Genomic DNA, 20,187 nt, shown 5'->3' with positions numbered 1-20,187 from the left:
GCCTCCTCATGCTGGGTTGGCTCGAGCCAGCCTAAAGGCGATCGACTCGATACCAAACCGCGTTGTGCGTGTCCGCCGGGCGGACCGATGGCGGAGGATGCGGGATTTGAACCCGCGAGGGCTGTTAACCCAACCCGCGTTCCAGGCGAGCGCCATAGGCCACTAGGCGAATCCTCCGTGGCAATGGTAACCGAGGGCCGGACGGCGGCCGCCAGTTGCTCCGGCTCAGGTATTAGACTCTCGGTGGACCCCGCGCGGCGTCTATCCTGTGAACTCCCCCAGGGCCGGAAGGCAGCAAGGGTCAATGGGCTCTGTCGGGTGCGCGGGGTCCCCTAGGTTAAACGGGTGCCGACCCGCTGCGCCCGGCTCCGCCGCGCTTGCGATCGCCACTAGGTCCATGAGTGGCGACCCGCTGCGCCCGGCTTCGCCGCGCTTGCGATCGCCACCTCTCACGCGTTCGAAAGCGAAAGGGTCCATGGTGTCGCTGGAGTCCCTCAGCCCCGCCGAGCTTGCCGCTGAGCACGCTCGCCACCAACAGGATTACGCGGATCTGCAGGCCAAGAAGCTGGCCCTGGACCTGACCCGCGGCAAACCGGCCCCCGCCCAGCTCGACCTGTCCAACCAGCTGCTGAGCCTGCCCGGCGATGACTACCGCGACAGCGAGGGCACCGACACCCGCAACTACGGCGGCCTGCACGGCCTGCCGGAGCTCCGAGCCATCTTCGGCGAGCTGCTGGGCATCCCGGTGCAGAACCTGATCGCGGGAAACAACTCCAGCCTGGAGCTGATGCACGACCTCGTCGCCTTCTCGATGCTGTACGGCGGTGTGGATTCGCTGCGGCCCTGGAAGGACGAACCCAGCGTCAAGTTTTTATGCCCGGTCCCGGGCTACGACCGGCACTTCGCGATCACCGAGACGATGGGCATCGAGATGATCCCCGTCCCGATGCTGTCCGACGGCCCCGATATCGGCCTGATCGAGGAACTGGTCGCTGCCGACCCGGCGATCAAGGGCATGTGGACCGTGCCGGTGTTCGGCAACCCCACCGGGGTCACCTACTCCTGGGACACGGTGCTGCGGCTCGTCCAGATGCGGACCGCCGCACCCGACTTCCGGCTGTTCTGGGACAACGCGTACGCGGTGCACACCCTGACGCACGACTTCATCCGGCAGGTCGACGTGCTCGGCCTGGCGGCCGCGGCCGGCAACCCCCATCGACCGTATGTGTTCGCGTCGACCTCCAAGATCACGTTCGCGGGCGCGGGCGTGAGCTTCCTGGGCGGATCGCTGGGCAACATCGCCTGGTACCTGCAACACGCGGGGAAGAAGTCGATCGGACCGGACAAGATCAACCAGCTGCGGCACCTGCGCTTTTTCCGCGACGCCGACGGGGTGCGCCTGCACATGCTGCGGCACCAGCAGATCCTGGCGCCGAAGTTCGCGCTGGCGGCCGAAATCCTGGATCAGCGGCTCAGCGATTCCAAGATCGCGTCGTGGACCGACCCCAAGGGCGGCTACTTCATCAGCCTCGACGTCTTGTCCGGCACGGCCAAGCGGACCGTCGCGCTGGCCAAGGACGCCGGGATCGCGGTGACCGAGGCGGGTGCGTCGTTCCCGTACCGGAAAGATCCGGACGACACGAACATTCGGATCGCGCCCACCTTCCCGGCGCTGCCGGATCTGCGCGACGCGGTCGACGGCCTGGCCATCTGCGCGCTGCTGGCGGCTTCGGAGTCGCTGCTGGCTCGCGATCGAGTCTGACCGACGGCTTTGACCGCGCACTGAGGGCAGACGCCAGCCGCGCTCTAGTCAGCGCGCGCCGGTAGCCTGCTGACCGTGGCCCTCTACCGCAAGTACCGTCCGGCAACCTTCGCCGAAGTGGTGGGGCAGGAGCACGTCACGGAGCCGCTGTCGATCGCGCTGGAAGCGGGCCGGATCAACCACGCGTATCTGTTCTCGGGTCCGCGCGGCTGCGGCAAGACCTCCTCGGCGCGCATCCTGGCACGGTCGCTGAACTGCGTGCAGGGGCCGACGGCGACTCCCTGCGGAATCTGCGACTCGTGCGTGGGGCTGGCGCCCAACGCGCCCGGCAGCATCGATGTGGTCGAGCTCGACGCCGCCAGCCACGGCGGCGTGGACGACACCCGCGAGCTGCGGGACCGGGCCTTCTACGCGCCGGCGCAGTCGCGCTACCGGGTGTTCATCGTCGACGAGGCGCACATGGTGACCACCGCGGGGTTCAACGCGCTGCTCAAGATCGTGGAGGAACCGCCCGAGCACCTCATCTTCATCTTCGCCACCACCGAACCGGAGAAGGTGCTGCCGACGATCCGGTCGCGCACCCATCACTATCCGTTCCGGCTGTTGCCGCCGAAGACGATGCGCGCGTTGATCGGGCGGATCTGTGAGCAAGAGGGCGTCGTCGTGGACGACGCGGTCTACCCGCTGGTGATCCGCGCCGGCGGCGGCTCGCCTCGCGACACCCTGTCGGTGCTGGACCAACTGGTGGCCGGTGCCGAAGGCGCCCACGTGACCTACCAGCGGGCGCTGGGCCTGCTGGGGGCCACGGACATGGCGCTGATCGACGACGCCGTGGATGCCCTGGCCGCCGCGGACGCCGCAGCGCTGTTCGGGGCGGTGGAGTCGGTGATCGATGCGGGCCACGACCCCCGGCGTTTCGCCACCGATCTGCTGGAGCGGTTTCGCGACCTGATCCTGCTGCAGGCGGTCCCGGACGCGGCGGCCCGCGGCGTGGTGGACGGACCGGAGGACGTGCTGGAGCGGATGCGGGATCAAGCGACTCGGCTCGGGACGGCGACCCTGACCCGCTACGCCGAGGTGGTGCAGGCGGGGCTGGGGGAGATGCGGGGTGCGACGGCGCCGCGGCTGCTGCTCGAGGTCGTGTGCGCGCGGCTGCTGCTGCCCTCGGCCAGCGACACCGAATCCGCGCTGCTGCAACGCGTCGAGCGGATCGAGACCCGGCTGGACATGTCCATTCCCGGCGCCGACACTGCCGCGGGGGCACCGCGCAGCGCGCCCGCACCGGCCGAGCCCGCCGACCGGCCGGTCCGGTTCACCCGGCCGTCCGCATCCACCGCCAAGCCCGAACCCGAGCGCGAACCGGAACCCGAGCCCGCACCGACACCCGAGCCGGCCCCAGCTCCGGCGCCGGCTCCGGTGGCCGCTCCCGAACCCGATCCGGCGCCCGCAGCCGAAACACCCTCTGCGCCCGGTGAACTCAACGCCGCCGCGGTGCGCAGCATGTGGTCGACGGTGCGCGACAAGGTGCGTCAGCGCAGCCGCACCACCGAGGTGATGCTGGCCGGTGCCACCGTCCGGGCGATCGAGGGCAACACGTTGGTGCTGAGCCACGAATCGGCGCCGCTGGCCAAGCGGCTCTGCGAACAGCGCAACGCCGACGTCATCGCCGAGGCGCTCAAGGACGCGCTGGGGGTCGACTGGCGGGTGCGGTGTGAGGCCGGCACGTCGGCACCGGCCGCCGCCGGCCCGTTGACGCCCAAGCCGGAAGAGCCTGCCCCCGAACCGGATTCCGCGCGGCGGGCCGAAGAGGAACACATGCTTGCCGAAGCGGTCCGCGAGGAGCCGTCGGCCCCGCGACGCGATCCCGAAGAGGTTGCCCTCGAACTGCTTCAGAACGAGCTGGGCGCGCGCCGCATCGAGAACGGCTGAACCAGCCTCAGCGCGTCAGGCCGTCCACCACGGTCGCAGCGGCAGCTCGTCGTCGCCCCGCGCGTCGGTCTTGGCCGCCAGCACGTGATGCAGCTGAAGGTTGTTCTGCTCGAAGGCAACCCGTGACGCCGCCATGTACAGGCCCCACACCTTCGCGGTCGGCAAACCGACCTCGCTGACCGCGGCGTCCCAATTCTCGACGAGATTCCGGCACCAGTCGCGCAGCGTCATCGCGTAGTGGTGGCGGAAATTCTCCGCGTGCAGCACCTCCAAGCCGCAATCCTGGATCTCGCTGGTGATGCGTCCCGAGCCGGTCAACTCCCCGTCCGGGAAGACGTAGCGGTCGGTGAACCCGCCTGCGAACGAGGTCGAGGTGTTGTCGTGGCGGGTGATGCAATGGTTGAGCAACAAGCCGCCGGTGCGCAGCTTCGACTTCAAAAAGCCGAAGTAGGCGGGGTAATTCTTGACGCCGATGTGCTCGGTCAGCCCGATCGAGGACACGGCGTCGAACGCCGCCTCGCCCACGTCGCGGTAGTCGGTGTGGCGCACCTCGGCCAGCTCCGCCAGGCCTTCCTCGGCGATCGCCCGCTGTGCCCATCTCGCCTGCTCGGCCGACAGGGTGGCGCCGATCGCCCGGACGCCGCGGCGCGCCGCGTAGCGCACCATGCCGCCCCAGCCGCAGCCGACGTCGAGCAGCCGGTCGCCCGGCTTCAACCGCAGCTTCTCGAAGATCAGCCGGTACTTGTTCTCTTGCGCCTCTTCCAGCGTCGCGTCGGCATCGGGATACACCGCACACGTGTAGGTCATCGACGGCCCCAACACCAACTCGTAGAAGGCGTTGGACACGTCGTAGTGATGGTGGATGGCCTCGGCGTCGCGGGTCTTGGTGTGCATCAGCCCGTCGGCGATGCGGCGCCACCGGGGCCGCGTCTCCTGCGGCGGCGGTGCGACCGGTAACAACCGCTCGAACCCCAGCGACCGCACGACGTTGGCCAGCACCCGCGCCGGCGGCCGCTTGAATTCCACCCGGTCGGTCAGCGTCTTGAGCAGTCGGTACGGGTCGCCGGGATGTACGCCGTACGCCTGCAGGTCGCCGGACACGTAGGCCCGGGCGAGACCGAGTTCGCCGGGGGCGGTGGCCAGATAGGTGGCGCCGCGGGGACTCCGCAGGTCCAGGCCCAGTTCGGCGTCCTCGCTGCCGGCGGTGCTGCCGTCATAGGCGGTGAACTTCAGACGATGTCGCCCGGTTGCGGCGAAGACCTCCAAGATCTCGGCCATGCTGAGTTTCCCGGTCGGCGTGCGGTGGGGCTCTTTGGTAGTCGTCATCGCCGTTGTACCGCCTTTGCGTAGAGGTCGAGTAAACGAGAATCGGGGTCGTAGGTTTTCTTGACAGTGTTGTAGGCCTCGCCGCCGTACAGCTCGTCGAAGTCCTCGCGGGAGTAGAAGGAATCGGAATACAGCGACTTGTGCCCGTCGAGTTCGCCCACCTTGGCTTCGATCATCCGGTTGGTGGCGCCGTCGGTGGTGCCCGCCGGCACCGACGACCAAAAGCCGACGTTGACGTACGTGTGATCCGGTCGCATCGGGTACAGCGGCCAGTCGTGGTGGTCGCGAAGACGCAACGGGCACAACCAGATTGGTGTGATGGGCACGTTTTCCAGGAACCACTCCAGGAAGTCGCAGGTCCGTTCGACCGGGATCTCGACGTCTTGCACCACCCGTTCGCGCGCGGGTCGGACCGGCGGACGAATACTGCGCGCTTCGATGCGGTCGGACACCCCGAAGCGCCGGTCCAAGGAGATCAGCTTGGAGTAGACGCTGCTGCGCCGATAGCGGCGCGGCCACCAGCGACGCAACCGCGGGTTCTGCACGCCGAACGCGCGTGAGCACCAGAACCAATCGGTGTCCCAGCGCCAGAAGTAGTCGTGCATGGTCAGCCGGTCATCCTTGGTCGCTTCTGTCGTGGCTTCTGGGCCCGGAGAGTCGTGCCGGATGGACTGGTAGTAGATGTCCTTACCCGTGTAGTCGCTGACCGGGCCGGGGGTGGCGGTCCGTCGGCCTACACACAGGTAGCTTTCGTCGGCGCTGAATACCACCCCGTCGAGGTAGTCGACCGGCGTTCCGCCCTGTCCGCCGGTGTCGATGATGCGTTCGAGCGCCGCGATCAGGGCGGGCAGGGAGCGGAAGCGGACGTGGCGCAGCGCCACAAACGGCGCGACGGATTCCAGCTCGATCCGAAGCCTGGTTGAATATCCAAGTGTCCCATAGGAATTCGGGAAGCAACGGAACAGATCGGGGTGCTGGGTACGGGATGCGGTGAGCAAATCGCCAGCGCCGGTGAGGATATCCATCTCCAGGACCGATTCATGCGGCAGCCCATTGCGGAACGACGACGACTCGATACCCAGGCCGCTGACCGCGCCGCCGAGCGTGATGGTCTTCAGTTGCGGGACGACCAGCGGCGAAAGACCGTAGGGCAGGGTCGCGGCGACCAGGTCCTCGTACGTGCACATGCCGGCCACGTCGGCGGTGCGGGCTTCGGGATCCACGCTCAGCACGCCGGTCAGCCCCGAGGTGTCCAAACCGGGCGCATCGCGTTTGCTGCGGGCGCGGAACAGGTTTGACGTCGGCTTGGCCAGCCGGACCGCGGACGTCGCGGGGATGGATCGATAGCTTTCCAGCAGCCGGTCAACGCCCGACTTGTGGGCCGAGAGTGCAGATCCAGGGACAGGCACCACATATACCCTAGTCTTCGACAACAGCCCGTGCACCCGCCGCGAGTGGCGGCACGGGGAAAACATCACGAGGAGGGATCGCCGTGGGACAGGTGAGCGCCGACAGCACCATCTTGATCAACGCCGAGCCTGCGGCAACCCTTGCCGCCGTCGCGGATTATGAGACGGTGCGTCGCAAAATTCTCTCCCCCCAGTACAGCGATTACCAGGTGCTGCAGGGCGGGCAGGGGGCGGGCACGGTCGCCAAGTGGAGGCTGCAGGCCACCAAATCACGCGTGCGCGACGTGCAGGTCAACGTCGACGTGGCCGGGCACACCGTCATCGAGAAGGACGCGAACTCGACCATGGTGATCAACTGGACGGTGGCGCCCGCCGGGCCAGGCTCCAGCGTCACCGTCAAGACCACCTGGGCCGGCGCGGGCGGCGTCAAGGGCTTCTTCGAAAAGACCTTTGCGCCCTTGGGGCTGAAGAGGATTCAGGGCGAGGTGCTGGCCAACCTGAAGAAGGAGCTGGAGGGCTAGCGCCGGCCTAGCGCGCCTGGGCTTGGGAACCCAGGAAGCCCGCGACTCCGCGGACCATTGCGTCGGCGTATTTCTGCCGGCCTTCCGCGGACTGCATCAGCGCCGAGTCCGCGGGATTCTTCATGTTGCCGCACTCGACCAGAACCGACGGGTACTGCGCGAGGTTCAGGCCGGCCAGGTCCGAGCGTCCATACAGGCCGTTCTGCCCGATGTAGTTGGCCGGCGGGATGCCCGAGGCCTGCATCTGGTCGCGCATGATGCGCGCGTACTGCACCGACGGCCCGGCCTGCGCCTGGTTGAGCGGGGGCGCCGAATAGTTGACGTGGAACCCGCGGCCGGACGGCGGGCCGCCGTCGGCGTGGATGGACAGGATCGCGTTGGGATGAAGCGCGTTGGCCATGCTGGCGCGCTCATCGACACACGGTCCCAGCCCGGTGTCGTTGGCGCGGGCCAGGGCGGTCCGGACACCCAGCGCGGTCAACTCGGCGCGGACCCGCAGCGCGGTGTCCCAGGTAAAGGTGTGCTCCGGATAGCCGGCGGTGCTTGTTGTCCCGCTGGCCTGGCAGTCCTTGGTGCCGCCGCGGCCGGTGGGAACCTGACGGTTGATGGACGCGTCATTGGAGCCGTTGTGGCCCGGATCGATGAAAACCACCATGCCGGCAATGTTGGAGGGGACCCCCCACGCCGCCGGAGTGATCGCCGTCGAAGCGGCAACGAGCACACCGACCGCCAATTTGATCCCGACACGTCTGCTCAGTCGTAGGTCCACGGCGCAAAGGTAACGTCGCGCGGTTTACGCTGGGTGTTCCGAATCGCCGGAGACTCACGAGCGAAATCAAGTCGAGACCAAGATGCGAGGGGACTGTCATGCAACCCGGAGGCGACATGTCGGCGCTGCTGGCCCAGGCGCAGCAGATGCAGCAGAAGCTCATGGAGGCCCAGCAACATCTGGCGAACGCTGAGGTGCATGGTCAGGCCGGTGGGGGTCTGGTCAAGGTCGTCGTCAAGGGCAGCGGCGAGGTGGTCGCGGTGAAGATCGATCCCTCCGTCGTCGACCCGTCGGACATCGAGACCCTGCAGGACCTGGTCGTCGGCGCCATGGCCGACGCGTCTGCGCAGGTCACCCGGATGGCGCAGGAGCGGCTGGGTGCGCTGGCCGGCGGGTTCGGCCCGCCGCCGGGGCAACCGCCCGCGCCGGCGCCCGGGCAGTAGACCCGCTCCCGACATGTTCGAAGGACCCGTCCAGGATTTGATCGACGAGCTGGGCAAGCTGCCGGGCATCGGACCCAAAAGCGCCCAGCGCATCGCGTTTCACCTGTTGTCGGTTGAGCCGCCCGATATCGACCGGCTGACCGCGGTGCTGGCGAAGGTCCGCGACGGCGTGCGGTTCTGCGCGGTGTGCGGCAACGTCTCCGACAACGAACGGTGCCGGATCTGTGCCGATCCCCGCCGGGACGGCTCGCAGGTGTGCGTCGTCGAGGAGCCGAAGGATGTGCAGGCCGTCGAGCGCACCCGCGAATTCCGCGGCCGCTACCACGTGCTGGGCGGTGCGCTCGATCCGCTGTCCGGGGTGGGGCCCGACCAGTTGCGGATCCGCGAGCTGCTGACCCGGATCGGGGAGCGAGTCGACGACGTGGACATCACCGAGGTGATCATCGCCACCGACCCGAACACCGAAGGCGAGGCGACGGCCACCTACCTGGTTCGGATGTTGCGCGATATCCCCGGCCTGACCGTGACGCGGATCGCCTCCGGGCTGCCGATGGGCGGTGACCTCGAGTTCGCCGACGAGCTGACGCTCGGCCGCGCGCTGGCCGGCCGCCGGGCCATGGTCTGACGTTGGTCAGGCCTTGCTCAATTGGAACGACCTGGTAAAGGTCTTCCCCGCCTCTCCACCACACGCGTCCGTCGTCGTCTGCTGGCCTTCGCCGGCAAGCGACACGGCATCGAAGCTGTAGTTGACGGTCACCGGGGCGGGTGCGCCGTTCGGGCACGGCGCCTGGGCCGTGCCGCTGTGGGTCCATCGTCCATTGGCGAGGTGGAATTCCCAGCTGATGACGAACGTCCCGCCATCTTGGGAGGTCGCCAGGATGCAGTCCGATCCGCAGGGGACGAAAAGCCAGGCGGTCGGTTTGTCGTTGTCCGCGTAGAGCACGTTGTACCGGCCGTTGAGCACTTCGGGGTTGGCGTGCGACGGTGTCGACGACGCGATGAACGCGGCGACCAGTGCGGCACCGGCGGCGAGTCTCGGGCGGATCTTCGTCATCTCGGCAAAATCTAGTGCGCCGCCAGCCGCTCGCGGCGCAGCAGGTCCACTTCCGGCATCGGCAGCGGGGAGAGCTCACCGACGACCGTGCTCAGCAGCAGGTCGGCCAGCTGCGGGTTGCGGGCCAGGCACGGCCCGTGCATGTAGGTCGCGATCACGTTGCCCTGCACCACGCCGTCGAAGCCGTCGCCGGTCCGGTTGCCGGCGCCCTTGACCACCGCGCCCAGCGGCGACGCCGACGGGCCCAGCACGGTGCCGCCGCGATGGTTCTCAAAGCCGGTGAGACGCTCGGTCAAGCCCGCCAGCAGCGGCTTGGTCGCCAGCTCGCCGATGGTGCGCGTCTCTTGCGGTGACGTCGTCGCGTCCAGCATGCCCACGCCGTCGACGCGTTCCCCGGCCGACGTTTCGTACCAGTGCCCGAGCACCTGGACGGCCGCGCAGATCGCCAGCACCGGTGCGCCCCGTTCGGCAGCGCGCTGCAGGCCCGGGTGTTTGATCAGGTGCCGGGTGGCCAGCCGCTGCGCGTAGTCTTCGGCCCCACCCAGCGTGTAGAGGTCCAACGACTCGGGCACCGGGTCGGCCAGGGTGATCTCGACGATCTCGGCGGGGATGCCGCGCAGCCGGAGCCGCTGCCGCAGCACCAGGGCGTTGCCGCCGTCGCCGTAAGTCCCCATCACGTCGGGCAGCACCAGCCCGATCCGCAGCACCGAGTCAGCCATGGCGCGCCAACGCTCGTTGCAACTGGAGGAACGCGGTGTAGTTGGCGACGACCTCCACCCGGCCGGGCGGGCACGACGCGATCGCGGCGACGGTGTCGTGCACCAAGGTGTGCTCGACGCCCGCGTACCCGAGGCGCACCGCGAGGTCGGTGCCGCGCTCCCCGGCGGCGACGACGTCCGTTTGTTCGAAGTGCTCGAACCGCACGTCCCACAACCAGGACAGGTCCACCCCGTCGGGCACCTGGCCGTTGACGGAGATGACCACCCCGGCGGCGTGCTTGTCCACCATCGACAGCGCTTCCTGCCAGCCCGCCGGGTTCTTGGCCAGCAGCATCCGCACCTCGTGCTCGCCGACGCGGACGGTCCGATAGCGCCCCGCGACCTCGTCGACCGCCGAGACGGCCGCGACCGCCGACGCCGGGTCCGCGCCCAACGCGACCGCGGCGGCCACGGCCTGGGCGGCGTTGCCCCGATTCACCGCGCCCGGCAGCGTCAGCCGCATCGGCAGGCACAAGCCGTCGGGGCCATAGAGTGTCTCGTCGTCGAACCACCACTGCGGGCTGGGGCGCTTGAAGTCGGCGCCGGTGGAGTACCAGTGGCCTTCCTCACCAGGGGGGTCGCGGACGATGACCTCACCGCTGCGCGGGCAGCTGACCGAGTCGTTGGACCACGAACCACCGGCGGCCACCCACACCACGTTCGCGCTGTCGTAGGCGGCCGACGTCATCAGTACGTCGTCGCAGTTGGCCACGACGACCGCGTTCGGGTGCCGGGCCAGGCCCGCGCGCAGCGTTCGTTCGATGACGTTGATCTCGCCGACCCGGTCCAGCTGGTCGCGCGACAGGTTGAGCAGCACGACGACGCTGGGCTCGACGGCGTCGGAAACGTGCGGGACGTGCATTTCGTCCACTTCCAGGGCCGCCAGCGGCGCATCGCGGTTGGCGGCCAGCGCGGCCACCAGGCCGGCGTCCATGTTGGCGCCCTCGGCGTTGGTCGCGACCGGGCCCAGGGTTTCGAGCGCGGCCGACGTCATCCGGGTGGTGGTCGATTTGCCGTTGGTGCCGGTGACGACGACCGCGCGCCGCCCGGAGGCGAGCTGCCGGAGCACCGAGCGGTCCAGGGTCATCGCGATCAGGCCGCCGATCATCGCCCCGGCCCCGCGTCCGGTCACCCGCGACGCCCAGCGCGCGCTCGCTCCCGCGGCGAGGGCCAGACGGGCGCGGGTCGTGATCACCCGGGAAGTTTAAGGGCGATCGCAAGCGCGGCGCTTGCGGCCGGGCGCAGCGGGTCGCCCTCATCGATAAGGGCGATCGGCCCGCGTTGGATTCCCGCACCGATTTCCGGCCCGACACGGCGGCGCAACGACCAGGCGATGTCGGTCGGCCGTGCCATCCTCAGTGCATGAGCGCGGTGTGCTGGGGTCGGCCGGCCAGCGAGCCGGACGCGGGCTGGGCCGTCATCGACGTCGAAACCTCGGGCTTCCGGCCAGGTCAGGCACGTATCATCAGCCTTGCGGTGCTCGGTCTGGACGCCGACGGCGAAGTCGAGCAATCGGTGGTGAGCCTGCTCAACCCCGGGGTCGATCCGGGCCCCACCCACGTGCACGGCCTGACCGCCGCCATGCTGGAAGACCAACCGCAGTTCACCGACATCGTCGGAGACGTGATCGACGTGCTGCGCGGCCGCACGCTGGTGGCCCACAACGTGGCGTTCGACTACTCCTTTCTTGCCGCCGAGGCCGAACTCGCCGACATCGAACTTCCCGTCGACTCCGTGATGTGCACGGTCGAGCTGGCCCGCCGCTTGGACCTCGGCGTCGACAACCTGCGGCTGGAAACGCTGGCGGCGCATTGGAGCGTGACCCAGGAGCGCCCCCACGACGCGTTCGACGACGCGATGGTGTTGACCGGCGTGCTGGCCTCGGCCCTCAAGCTGGCCCGCGACGGCGACATCTGGCTGCCGGTGCATCCGGTGACCCGGCGCCGCTGGCCGAACGGCCGGGTCACCCACGACGAGCTACGCCCGTTGAAGGTGCTGGCCTCGCGGATGCCCTGCCCGTATCTCAACCCGGGCCCCTACGTGGGCGGCCGGCCACTCGTCCAGGGCATGCGGGTGGCGCTGGCCGCCGAGGTCGGCCGCACCCATGAGGAACTCGTCGAGCGGATCCTGCACGCCGGGCTGGCCTACAGCGACGCCGTCGACCGGGAGACCTCGCTGGTGGTCTGCAACGATCCCGCCCCCGAGCAGGGCAAAGGCTACCTGGCGCGGCAGCTGGGGGTGCCGGTGATCTCCGACGCGAAGTTCATGAACTGCGTCGGCGCCGTCATCGGCGGCACCAGCATGGACGAATTCACCGACACCACCGACGCGGACCCGCAGCTCGCGCTGTTCTGATCAGGCGCGAGCGGCGCGGTTGACCGCGGAGACGACCGCACGCAGCGACGCCGTGGTGATGGACGGCGCGATGCCGACCCCCCACACCGTCTGGCCGTTGACCGACGCCTCGACGTAGGCCGCGGCCTGCGCGTCGTCGCCGGAGCTCATCGCGTGTTCGGAGTAATCCAGGACGGCCACGTCGAAGCCGACGCCGCCCAGCGCGTGGACGAACGCGGCCAGCGGGCCGTTGCCGGCCCCGCTGATCTCGGTCTCCACCCCGTTGAGCTTGACCGTCGCGGCGATGCTGGTGACGCCGCTGTCTTCCTCCGAAGCGTCGACGCGCTGTTTGACCCGCTCCAGCGGCCACACCGGGGCCAGATACTCCTCGGAGAAGGCGTCCCACATCTCCTTGGGGCTGACCTCGCCGCCTTCCCCTGCAGTGCCCTCTGCGATCTTTTGGATCACCTGGGAGAACTCGATCTGCAGCCGTCGCGGCAGGGCCAGGCCGTGATCGGCCTTCATGATGTAGGCCACCCCGCCCTTGCCGGACTGCGAGTTGACCCGGATCACCGCCTCGTACGTGCGCCCGACGTCCTTGGGGTCGATCGGCAGGTACGGCACCTGCCAGAGCATGTCGTCGACGTCGGTGTCGGCGGCGTCGGCGTCGAACTTCATCGCGTCCAGGCCCTTGTTGATCGCGTCCTGATGGCTGCCGGAGAACGCGGTGTAGACCAGGTCGCCGCCGTAGGGGTGCCGCTCGTGCACCGGCAGCTGGTTGCAGTACTCGACCGTGCGCCGGATCTCGTCGATGTTGGAGAAGTCGATCTGTGGGTCCACGCCGCGGGAGAACAGGTTCAGGCCCAGCGTCACCAGGCAGACGTTGCCGGTGCGCTCCCCGTTGCCGAACAGGCAGCCCTCGATACGGTCCGCGCCCGCCTGGTAGCCCAATTCCGCTGCGGCGACGGCGGTTCCGCGGTCGTTGTGCGGGTGCAGGCTCAGGATGACCGATTCCCGGTTGGCCAGGTTGCGGCTCATCCACTCGATCGAATCGGCGTAGACGTTGGGGGTGGCCATCTCCACGGTGGCGGGCAGGTTGAAGATGATCGGGTTTTCCGGTGTGGGCCCGATGATTTCGCCGACGGCGTCGCACACCTGCTTGGCATACTCGAGTTCGGTTCCGGTGTAGGACTCCGGCGAGTACTCGAACCGCCACCGCGTGCCCGGGTGCTTGGCGGCCTGTTCGACGCACTTGCGGGCGCCTTCGGTCGCGATGTCCTGCACGGCGGCCCGGTCGGTGCGAAACACGACGCGGCGCTGCAGGATTGAGGTCGAGTTGTAGAAGTGCACGATGGCCTGGGGCGCGCCGTGGCACGCCTCGAACGTGCGCTCGATCAGTTCCGGGCGGCACTGGGTCAGCACCTGGATGGTGACGTCGTCGGGGATGGCGCCGTCGGTGATGATCTCGCGGACGAAGTCGAAGTCGGTTTGGCTGGCCGACGGGAACCCGACCTCGATTTCCTTGTAGCCCATGCGAACCAGCAGATCGAACATGCGGCGCTTGCGGGTGGGACTCATCGGGTCGATCAGCGCCTGGTTGCCGTCCCGCAGATCCACCGCACACCACAGCGGCGCGCTGGTGATGACCCGATCGGGCCAACTGCGATCGGCGAGCGCGATGGGCTCGACCTCGTCGGCGAAGGGCCGGTATCGGTTGACCGGCATCGACGAGCCCCGCTGGGGGTTCCAGGCGGGCTGCCCCGACCCGGGCGGGCCCGCGGGTTGGACGATGGTTCGTGTCGAGCTGAATGCGTCGGGATTGGTAGTCACGGTGATCGCTCCGGGGGTCTCAGAAGGGGAACTTCAGACCGGCGCATCGCGAACACCCGCGACGGGAAGCCGGTCTGGATCAGACCCCGTCGCGGCGTCCGAGGAGGAGCACCCGCTGCACGTCGGCAACTTTACCGCTTTTGGCGCCGTGGTGAAAATTGCGGCCGGACGCCGCCGAAACCGCAGTCCGGGGCGGCTGGTATCGCGACGTAAATCACCATGCGGCGGCACGTATTCTGTTGTGGACTTAAATCCCGGAATTTCAATGCCAGGGCCGGAGAGGCAGGAAGAAACGTGGCGCTCGTCGTGCAGAAGTACGGCGGATCCTCGGTGGCCAACGCCGATCGGATCCGGCGCGTGGCCGAGCGCATCGTCGCGACAAAGAAGCAGGGGAACGACGTTGTCGTGGTGGTTTCCGCGATGGGAGACACCACCGACGACCTGATGGATCTGGCCCAACAGGTGTGTCCGGCCCCGCCGCCGCGCGAACTCGACATGCTGCTGACCGCCGGTGAGCGAATCTCCAACGCCCTGGTGGCGATGGCCATCGAATCGCTGGGTGCCCAAGCGCGCTCGTTCACCGGTTCGCAGGCCGGCGTCATCACCACCGGCACGCACGGCAACGCCAAGATCATCGACGTCACCCCGGGACGGCTGCAGACCGCGCTCGAGGAGGGACGCATCGTGCTGGTGGCCGGATTCCAGGGGGTCAGCCAGGACACCCGGGACGTCACCACACTGGGCCGGGGTGGCTCGGACACCACCGCGGTGGCCCTGGCCGCGGCGCTTGGCGCCGACGTCTGCGAGATCTACACCGACGTCGACGGCATCTTCAGCGCCGACCCGAGGATCGTGCACAACGCCCGCAAGCTGGACACGGTCACCTTCGAAGAGATGCTCGAGATGGCGGCTTGCGGCGCCAAGGTTTTGATGCTGCGCTGCGTGGAATACGCGCGCCGCTACAACATTCCGGTGCATGTCCGATCCTCGTATTCGGAAAACGCAGGCACCGTCGTCGTCGGATCGATCAAGGACATAGCCATGGAAGACCCCATCCTGACCGGAGTCGCGCACGACCGCAGCGAGGCCAAGGTGACCGTCGTCGGCATTCCCGACATCCCCGGCTATGCCGCGCGCGTCTTCCGTGCGCTCGCCGATGCCGACGTGAACATCGACATGGTGTTGCAGAACGTCTCCAAGATCGAGGACGGCAAGACCGACATCACCTTCACCTGTTCGCGTGACGTCGGGCCGACCGCGGTGGCCAAGCTCGACGCGCTCAAGGACGAGATCGGGTTCAGCCAGCTGCTCTACGACGACCACATCGGCAAGGTGTCCCTGATCGGGGCGGGCATGCGCAGCCACCCCGGTGTCACCGCCACCTTCTGTGAGTGCCTGGCCGAAGTGGGCGTCAACATCGAGCTGATCTCCACGTCCGAGATCCGCATCTCGGTGCTGTGCCGCGACACCGAACTAGATAAGGCGGTCGTGGCGTTGCACGAGGCGTTCGGGCTCGGCGGCGAGGAGTCGGCGACGGTGTATGCGGGAACGGGTAGATAAATGGTTGACCATCGGGTGTCAATAGGGGTTGTGGGCGCCACCGGCCAGGTCGGCCAGGTGATGCGCAGGTTGCTCGACGAGCGGGACTTTCCGGCGACATCGGTGCGGTTCTTCGCGTCGGCGCGTTCGCAGGGCCGCAAGCTGGAATTCCGCGGCCAGGAGATCGAGGTCGAAGACGCCGCGACGGCGGACCCGAGCGGCCTGGACATCGCGTTGTTCTCCGCCGGTAAGACAATGTCGCTGGTGCAGGCGCCGCGGTTCGCCGCGGCCGGGGTGACGGTGATCGACAACTCGTCGGCCTGGCGCAAGGACCCGGACGTGCCCCTGGTGGTGTCCGAGGTGAACTTTGTAAGAGATGTCGCAAACCGGGCCCGGTCTCTCAAGAAGGGCATCATCGCCAACCCGAACTGCACCACCATGGCGGCGATGCCGGTGCTCAAGGTGCTGCACGACGAGGCCGGCCTGCAACGCCTCGTGGTGTCCAGCTATCAGGCGGTATCCGGCAGCGGGATCGCCGGGGTGGAGGAGCTGTCCACGCAGGCGCGCGCGGTCGTCGACGGCGCCGAGCAGCTGGTGCACGACGGCAACGCGGTGCAGTTCCCGGCGCCCCGGACCTACGTGGCGCCGATCGCCTTCAACGTGGTGCCGCTGGCCGGATCGCTGGTGGACGACGGCTCCGGCGAGACCGACGAGGACCAGAAGCTGCGCCACGAGAGCCGCAAGATCCTCGGCATCCCCGACCTGGCGGTCAGCGGTACCTGCGTGCGGGTGCCGGTGTTCACGGGGCATTCGCTGTCGATCAACGCCGAATTCGCGCGCCCACTGTCGCCCGAGCGTGCCCGCGAGCTGCTCGACGGTGCGCCCGGCGTCAAGGTCGTCGACGTGCCGACCCCGTTGGCGGCCGCCGGGGCGGACGAATCCCTGGTCGGCCGGATCCGGCGCGACCCGGGGGTGCCCGACGGGCGCGGCCTGGCCCTGTTCGTCTCGGGAGACAACCTGCGCAAGGGCGCTGCGCTGAACACCATCCAGATCGCCGAGCTGCTGGCCGCCCAGCTGTGATCCGCGGGTGAGCACCGCCCCCACTCGCCTGGTCGCGCGGTGCTCCCTGTTCGCCGCGTCGGCAGTGTGTCTGGTTGTGCCGCAATGGCTTTGGAGTGTTGCTCGCGCCGATCCGCCGGCCCCCGCCCCCGAGCCGATCCTGCAGCCGCTGGTGCCCGGTCAGGTGCTGCGGATCGGCCCCACCGCCGGAACCGGCACCCCCACAGGGGATTACGGCATCGGCGCGACCGACCTGTGCGAGTTCGTCGAATTCCCCACCGAATTGCTGCAGGTCTGCGGCGACAGCTTCGCCGGCCAGGGCGTTGGGTTCGGCGGCTGGTTTGCGCCGGTGGCGCTGCACGTCGACACCGCGTCGGTCGACGACCCGGCCGGGGTGCGCTACACCGGGGTCACCGGGATCAGTAACCCGCTGCTGGCCGATCCCACCCCGCCGGACGCCTCGCAACTGCCCGCCGGAGTGGTCCAGATCAACCGGCGCAACTACATGATGGTGACGACGACGAAGAACCTGGAGCCGCAGAGTTCCCGGCTGGTGACCGCCGAACCGGTGCGCGCGGGCTGGCAGACCATCCCGGGTTCCCAGCGGCCGGCCTCCTATCAAGGCGGCTCGCAGACGCAGATCAGCGGCTATTACGACCCGATTCCCACCCCGGATTCGCCCACCGGGTGGGTCTACATCGCGGCCGACAGCTTCACCCGCCGGGACCCGGTTGTCCTGTATCGCGCGACGCCGCAGACGTTCACCGACCGGTCCCGCTGGCAGGGCTGGGCGGCCGGGCCGCAGGGGGGCTGGGGCAAGCCGCCGACACCGCTGTGGCCGGACGCGGTGGGTGAGATGTGCATCAGACAGATCGATGGCAAGGCCGTGCTGTCCTACTTCAATGCCGTCACGGGCAACATGGAGGTCCGGGTGGCCGACGACCCGACGGCGCTGGGCGACGCCCCGGTCACCACCGTGGTGCAGCACGACGAGTGGCCGGAGCCGGCGGAAAGCCTGCCCCCGCCCTACGACAACCGGCTGGCGCAACCGTACGGCGGCTACATCTCGCCCGGTTCGACGCTTGAGGAGCTGCGAATCTTCGTGAGCCAGTGGGATACTCGCGCGCGGGTGGCGGCGCCGTACCGGGTCATCCAGTTCGCGGTGAACCCGTTCAAGCCCTAGTCAGAGGGTGTTCTGCGATGTCCGTCCGCCGCACCCCCGGGATAAGGGCCGTGTCCGAGGTGCGGACAATTGCCCGTTCCGCGCGGGAGGGAGATTCAGACTGGGCCGATCGTTTCCTGTCACGCGCTTATGAAGCATGTCGTAACGGTCGAGGCCTTAAAGCAGCCGGGCGATACGGTTGCTCTGGACCGAGTGTGAACAGCCACGTCATGCAGGGAGACTTTGATGTGTGCCCGGGTTGCACGGAGTCGGTTTGCTTGGCATCGCCTCATCCCGGGAGCTAGACCGTTGCCGCTAACTGCAACTCAAACGAACGAGTATTCTGCAGACGTGAGTCACCCTGATCGGCAGCACGTTTGGTTCGACGGTGCTACTGGTGAACGCCAAGCCGTCCGGGTCGACAGCCGCTCCACCGACGGCGCCTACGCGGTAGTCGAGTCCGTTGCCCAGCCCGGTTGTTCCGTCCCAACACACCGCCACCGGCACGAAGAGGAGCATTTGTTAGTGCTCTCCGGTCATTACCGGATCGCCCTCGATGACAAGGTTATTGACGCACTGCCCGGAACGAGTGTGACTGTTCCCAGGGGTACGCCGCACAGCTGGCGCAATGTGGCCGCCACCGAGAGCCGGCTGCTGGCGACCATCACTCCGGGCGGATTTGAGCAGATCGTGTATGCGGTGAAGGACTCGGCGCCGGGAAAGGTTGCTGAACTCGCTGCGCGGTTCGGGTGCGACATTCTCGGACCACCAGTCGCGTAGTCGCGCCGCAGGCCGAGGAGTACGTGGAACGGCCTACTACCGCACCTCACGGCAAGCGCTCCAACAGGTCGCTCCCGTTTCTACAGAAACGGGAGGTCTCCGATCGTGTCTTCAAACGGGGCCCGACGAATTTCCCCGCTCCTCTGCCATTCGTAGCGGATACACGCCGGGCCAGGCGGCGACCTTGTCCGACTTGGTCCGGTTGCATCTCGAGCACAGCGTCTGCAGATTGTCCGGCGCGGACATGCCACCCCTGGAGACCGGGCAACGTGGACCCGGTGATGGGCGCGCTGGTCGATCGTGCGCTGGTTTCCGGCTGCTACGGCGCAATATGCCCGCTGAGCGGCGGCGTTGGTTCACAGCTGCTACATAACTAGCGCATAGCCGTCACTACTGTTAACGGCTTCATCATTTGTCTCATGAGTGAAACACCTGAAACCCCCACCGTGCGGACCTCCACCGCAACTGCACCGGCCGCAGCTGCAGCGGCCTACCGGGCCCCGCGCGTCTTCCAACTCGCCGCGTGGGTCGCCATCATCGCCGGGATCGTGTTCATCGTCGCGGTCATCTTCTTCACCGGCTTCATCCTCGGCCACCGCGGCGGCCATCACGGCCACCACCACCACAAGCACCACCACCACGCGATGCTGCATCACCGCGGCCCCGGTGGCCCCGGCGGACCCGGTGGCGTCGCCCCGGGCGCGCCGGGCGGACCGAACGCCCCGGGTGCCACCACCGCGCCTCCGGCTCCGTCGTCCGTGCGGCCCAGCGGCATGGCCCCCGGCGAGCTCCCGGCGTCGGTCTTCCACTCCGCGGCGGCCCCGAGCGTCACCGTCCTGACCAACTAGCACCCTTACTCGCGAGTGGCCCGGCGCTCTGATCGAGCGTCGGGCCACCTGTCTTCGCGGCAACCGCGGTCACTGCCGCGTCTCGATTCGCAGCAATTTTGTCGCCGGGGCCTGGTACGGACATGGCGTGCGGGGCAATATGGCATGGCATGAGCGAGACACCCGAACCACAACCCGAGCCGACCCCAGCCGCCGCGGCCACTGCGCCACCGCCGCCGCCCCCGCAGCGGGTGAAGCCGCCGCGGCTCTACACGGCGGCGGCCTGGGTGGTGATCGTCGCGGGCATCGTGTTCATCCTCACCTCGGTGTTCTTCGTCGGCGCCTCGATTTGGATGCACAACTACCACTGCCACCACCATCACCACGGCATGTTCCACCCGGCAGGTCCCGGCGGTCCCGGCGGTCCCGGACCGGGCAACGGGCCGTGGGGGCCAGGACCCGGCGGTCCCGGACCGTGGTACGGCGGCCCCGGACCCGACAATGGGCCGTGGGGACCCGGGCCCGGCGGTCCCGGGCTGATCGTTCCGATGCCCCCCGGTGGTCCGGGCGGTCCCGGTGGTCCGGTTTCCGGCCCCGGCATCAGCGGCCCCAGCCAGCCGACGGGTGTCAGTCCCGCTCCGAGCGCGCCCGCACCGCGCCCCTAGGTCACACACTCGACGGGCGC

At 68.5% G+C, this 20,187-nt stretch carries 19 protein-coding genes, 1 tRNA gene, 1 other RNA gene and 1 pseudogene; 13 read left to right on the top strand and 9 right to left on the bottom strand.

The genetic code is table 11. The features are described from left to right. Window positions 1-88: 88 nt before the first annotated feature. A tRNA-Ser gene (locus tag A5775_RS09515) sits at window positions 89-177 on the bottom strand. A 65-nt stretch (window positions 178-242) separates the two neighbouring features. Between A5775_RS09515 and ffs the strand changes: the two genes are divergently transcribed. From ffs to A5775_RS09500, 3 genes are all read left to right on the top strand, one after another. Further along, window positions 243-337: signal recognition particle sRNA small type (gene ffs, locus A5775_RS09510), an RNA gene on the top strand. A gap of 141 nt (window positions 338-478) precedes the next feature. Further along, a complete protein-coding gene (locus tag A5775_RS09505; RefSeq protein ID WP_156660647.1) occupies window positions 479-1,762 on the top strand; it encodes an aminotransferase class I/II-fold pyridoxal phosphate-dependent enzyme in 1,284 nt (427 codons plus the stop codon). A gap of 75 nt (window positions 1,763-1,837) precedes the next feature. Further along, on the top strand, window positions 1,838-3,691 hold the full coding sequence (locus A5775_RS09500) for a DNA polymerase III subunits gamma/tau (RefSeq protein ID WP_067251121.1): 1,854 nt from the start codon (window positions 1,838-1,840) through the stop codon (window positions 3,689-3,691). A gap of 15 nt (window positions 3,692-3,706) precedes the next feature. Here A5775_RS09500 and A5775_RS09495 read toward each other — a convergent pair whose 3' ends face one another. Together A5775_RS09495 and A5775_RS09490 are read right to left on the bottom strand one after the other, a co-directional pair. Next, window positions 3,707-5,017 (bottom strand): class I SAM-dependent methyltransferase, encoded by a 1,311-nt coding sequence (locus A5775_RS09495; protein ID WP_197512455.1) that lies wholly within the window; start codon window positions 5,015-5,017, stop codon window positions 3,707-3,709. Further along, window positions 5,014-6,429 carry an FAD-binding oxidoreductase gene (locus A5775_RS09490; RefSeq protein WP_197512453.1) on the bottom strand — a complete coding sequence of 472 codons (1,416 nt, stop codon included), beginning with the start codon at window positions 6,427-6,429 and terminating at the stop codon, window positions 5,014-5,016. The genes A5775_RS09495 and A5775_RS09490 overlap by 4 nt, the downstream gene beginning before the upstream one ends. A gap of 80 nt (window positions 6,430-6,509) precedes the next feature. Between A5775_RS09490 and A5775_RS09485 the strand changes: the two genes are divergently transcribed. Then, entirely contained in the window at window positions 6,510-6,947 is a 438-nt protein-coding gene (locus A5775_RS09485) for an SRPBCC family protein (RefSeq protein ID WP_067251119.1), read from the top strand. A gap of 7 nt (window positions 6,948-6,954) precedes the next feature. Here A5775_RS09485 and A5775_RS09480 read toward each other — a convergent pair whose 3' ends face one another. After that, window positions 6,955-7,716, bottom strand: coding sequence for an Rv3717 family N-acetylmuramoyl-L-alanine amidase (locus A5775_RS09480; RefSeq protein WP_082952939.1), 762 nt, complete (start codon window positions 7,714-7,716; stop codon window positions 6,955-6,957). A gap of 98 nt (window positions 7,717-7,814) precedes the next feature. On the opposite strand from A5775_RS09480, the gene A5775_RS09475 reads away from it, so the two are divergent. Both A5775_RS09475 and recR read left to right on the top strand, forming a co-directional pair. Continuing rightward, complete coding sequence (locus A5775_RS09475) at window positions 7,815-8,159, top strand: YbaB/EbfC family nucleoid-associated protein (protein WP_067251116.1); 345 nt, start codon at window positions 7,815-7,817, stop codon at window positions 8,157-8,159. 13 nt (window positions 8,160-8,172) lie between these two features. Next, window positions 8,173-8,784, top strand: a complete 612-nt coding sequence (gene recR / locus A5775_RS09470) for a recombination mediator RecR (RefSeq protein WP_064935010.1) — start codon at window positions 8,173-8,175, stop codon at window positions 8,782-8,784. Window positions 8,785-8,790: 6 nt separating this feature from the next. Here the strand turns inward: recR and A5775_RS09465 are convergent, their stop codons facing one another. From A5775_RS09465 to A5775_RS09455, 3 genes are read right to left on the bottom strand one after another with little or no spacing between them, the layout of a single operon-like run. Next, window positions 8,791-9,213: a hypothetical protein gene (locus A5775_RS09465; protein WP_067251114.1), complete on the bottom strand. Its 423-nt coding sequence runs from the start codon at window positions 9,211-9,213 to the stop codon at window positions 8,791-8,793. Between the two features lie 11 nt (window positions 9,214-9,224). Next, window positions 9,225-9,920 (bottom strand): type 1 glutamine amidotransferase, encoded by a 696-nt coding sequence (locus tag A5775_RS09460; RefSeq protein ID WP_197512479.1) that lies wholly within the window; start codon window positions 9,918-9,920, stop codon window positions 9,225-9,227. Between the two features lie 4 nt (window positions 9,921-9,924). After that, window positions 9,925-11,166 (bottom strand): Mur ligase family protein, encoded by a 1,242-nt coding sequence (locus tag A5775_RS09455; protein WP_067251110.1) that lies wholly within the window; start codon window positions 11,164-11,166, stop codon window positions 9,925-9,927. Window positions 11,167-11,333: 167 nt separating this feature from the next. Here A5775_RS09455 and A5775_RS09450 point away from each other — a divergent pair, with 167 nt between their 5' ends. Further along, window positions 11,334-12,326, top strand: coding sequence for a DEDDh family exonuclease (locus A5775_RS09450; protein WP_067251108.1), 993 nt, complete (start codon window positions 11,334-11,336; stop codon window positions 12,324-12,326). On the opposite strand, the gene leuA is transcribed toward A5775_RS09450, so the two are convergent. Continuing rightward, the gene (leuA, locus tag A5775_RS09445; protein ID WP_067251106.1) at window positions 12,327-14,135 is read right to left on the bottom strand and encodes a 2-isopropylmalate synthase; all 1,809 of its coding nucleotides are present in this window, start codon (window positions 14,133-14,135) and stop codon (window positions 12,327-12,329) included. Between the two features lie 294 nt (window positions 14,136-14,429). Here leuA and A5775_RS09440 point away from each other — a divergent pair, with 294 nt between their 5' ends. From A5775_RS09440 to A5775_RS24730, 4 genes are all read left to right on the top strand, one after another. Then, window positions 14,430-15,695 (top strand): aspartate kinase, encoded by a 1,266-nt coding sequence (locus A5775_RS09440; protein ID WP_067251103.1) that lies wholly within the window; start codon window positions 14,430-14,432, stop codon window positions 15,693-15,695. Next, window positions 15,696-16,754 (top strand): aspartate-semialdehyde dehydrogenase, encoded by a 1,059-nt coding sequence (locus A5775_RS09435; RefSeq protein ID WP_067251101.1) that lies wholly within the window; start codon window positions 15,696-15,698, stop codon window positions 16,752-16,754. 7 nt (window positions 16,755-16,761) lie between these two features. Continuing rightward, window positions 16,762-17,916, top strand: coding sequence for a DUF4185 domain-containing protein (locus A5775_RS09430; protein ID WP_067251099.1), 1,155 nt, complete (start codon window positions 16,762-16,764; stop codon window positions 17,914-17,916). A 330-nt stretch (window positions 17,917-18,246) separates the two neighbouring features. Further along, a complete protein-coding gene (locus tag A5775_RS24730; protein ID WP_197512451.1) occupies window positions 18,247-18,675 on the top strand; it encodes a cupin domain-containing protein in 429 nt (142 codons plus the stop codon). Window positions 18,676-18,786: 111 nt separating this feature from the next. Here the strand turns inward: A5775_RS24730 and A5775_RS26220 are convergent. Next, a pseudogene (locus tag A5775_RS26220) lies at window positions 18,787-18,939 on the bottom strand (HNH endonuclease); the annotation flags it as partial. 182 nt (window positions 18,940-19,121) lie between these two features. Between A5775_RS26220 and A5775_RS09425 the strand changes: the two are divergent. Beyond that, window positions 19,122-19,523, top strand: a complete 402-nt coding sequence (locus tag A5775_RS09425) for a hypothetical protein (RefSeq protein WP_197512475.1) — start codon at window positions 19,122-19,124, stop codon at window positions 19,521-19,523. Between the two features lie 149 nt (window positions 19,524-19,672). Next, window positions 19,673-20,167, top strand: coding sequence for a hypothetical protein (locus tag A5775_RS09420; RefSeq protein ID WP_067251094.1), 495 nt, complete (start codon window positions 19,673-19,675; stop codon window positions 20,165-20,167). The last annotated feature ends 20 nt before the right edge of the window (window positions 20,168-20,187 follow it).

It is taken from the genome of Mycobacterium sp. 852002-10029_SCH5224772, assembly GCF_001667315.1.
Taxonomy (GTDB): Bacteria; Actinomycetota; Actinomycetes; order Mycobacteriales; family Mycobacteriaceae; genus Mycobacterium.
Note: the sequence above shows the minus strand (reverse complement) of the source record. Positions and strands in the feature narration are given on the sequence as shown.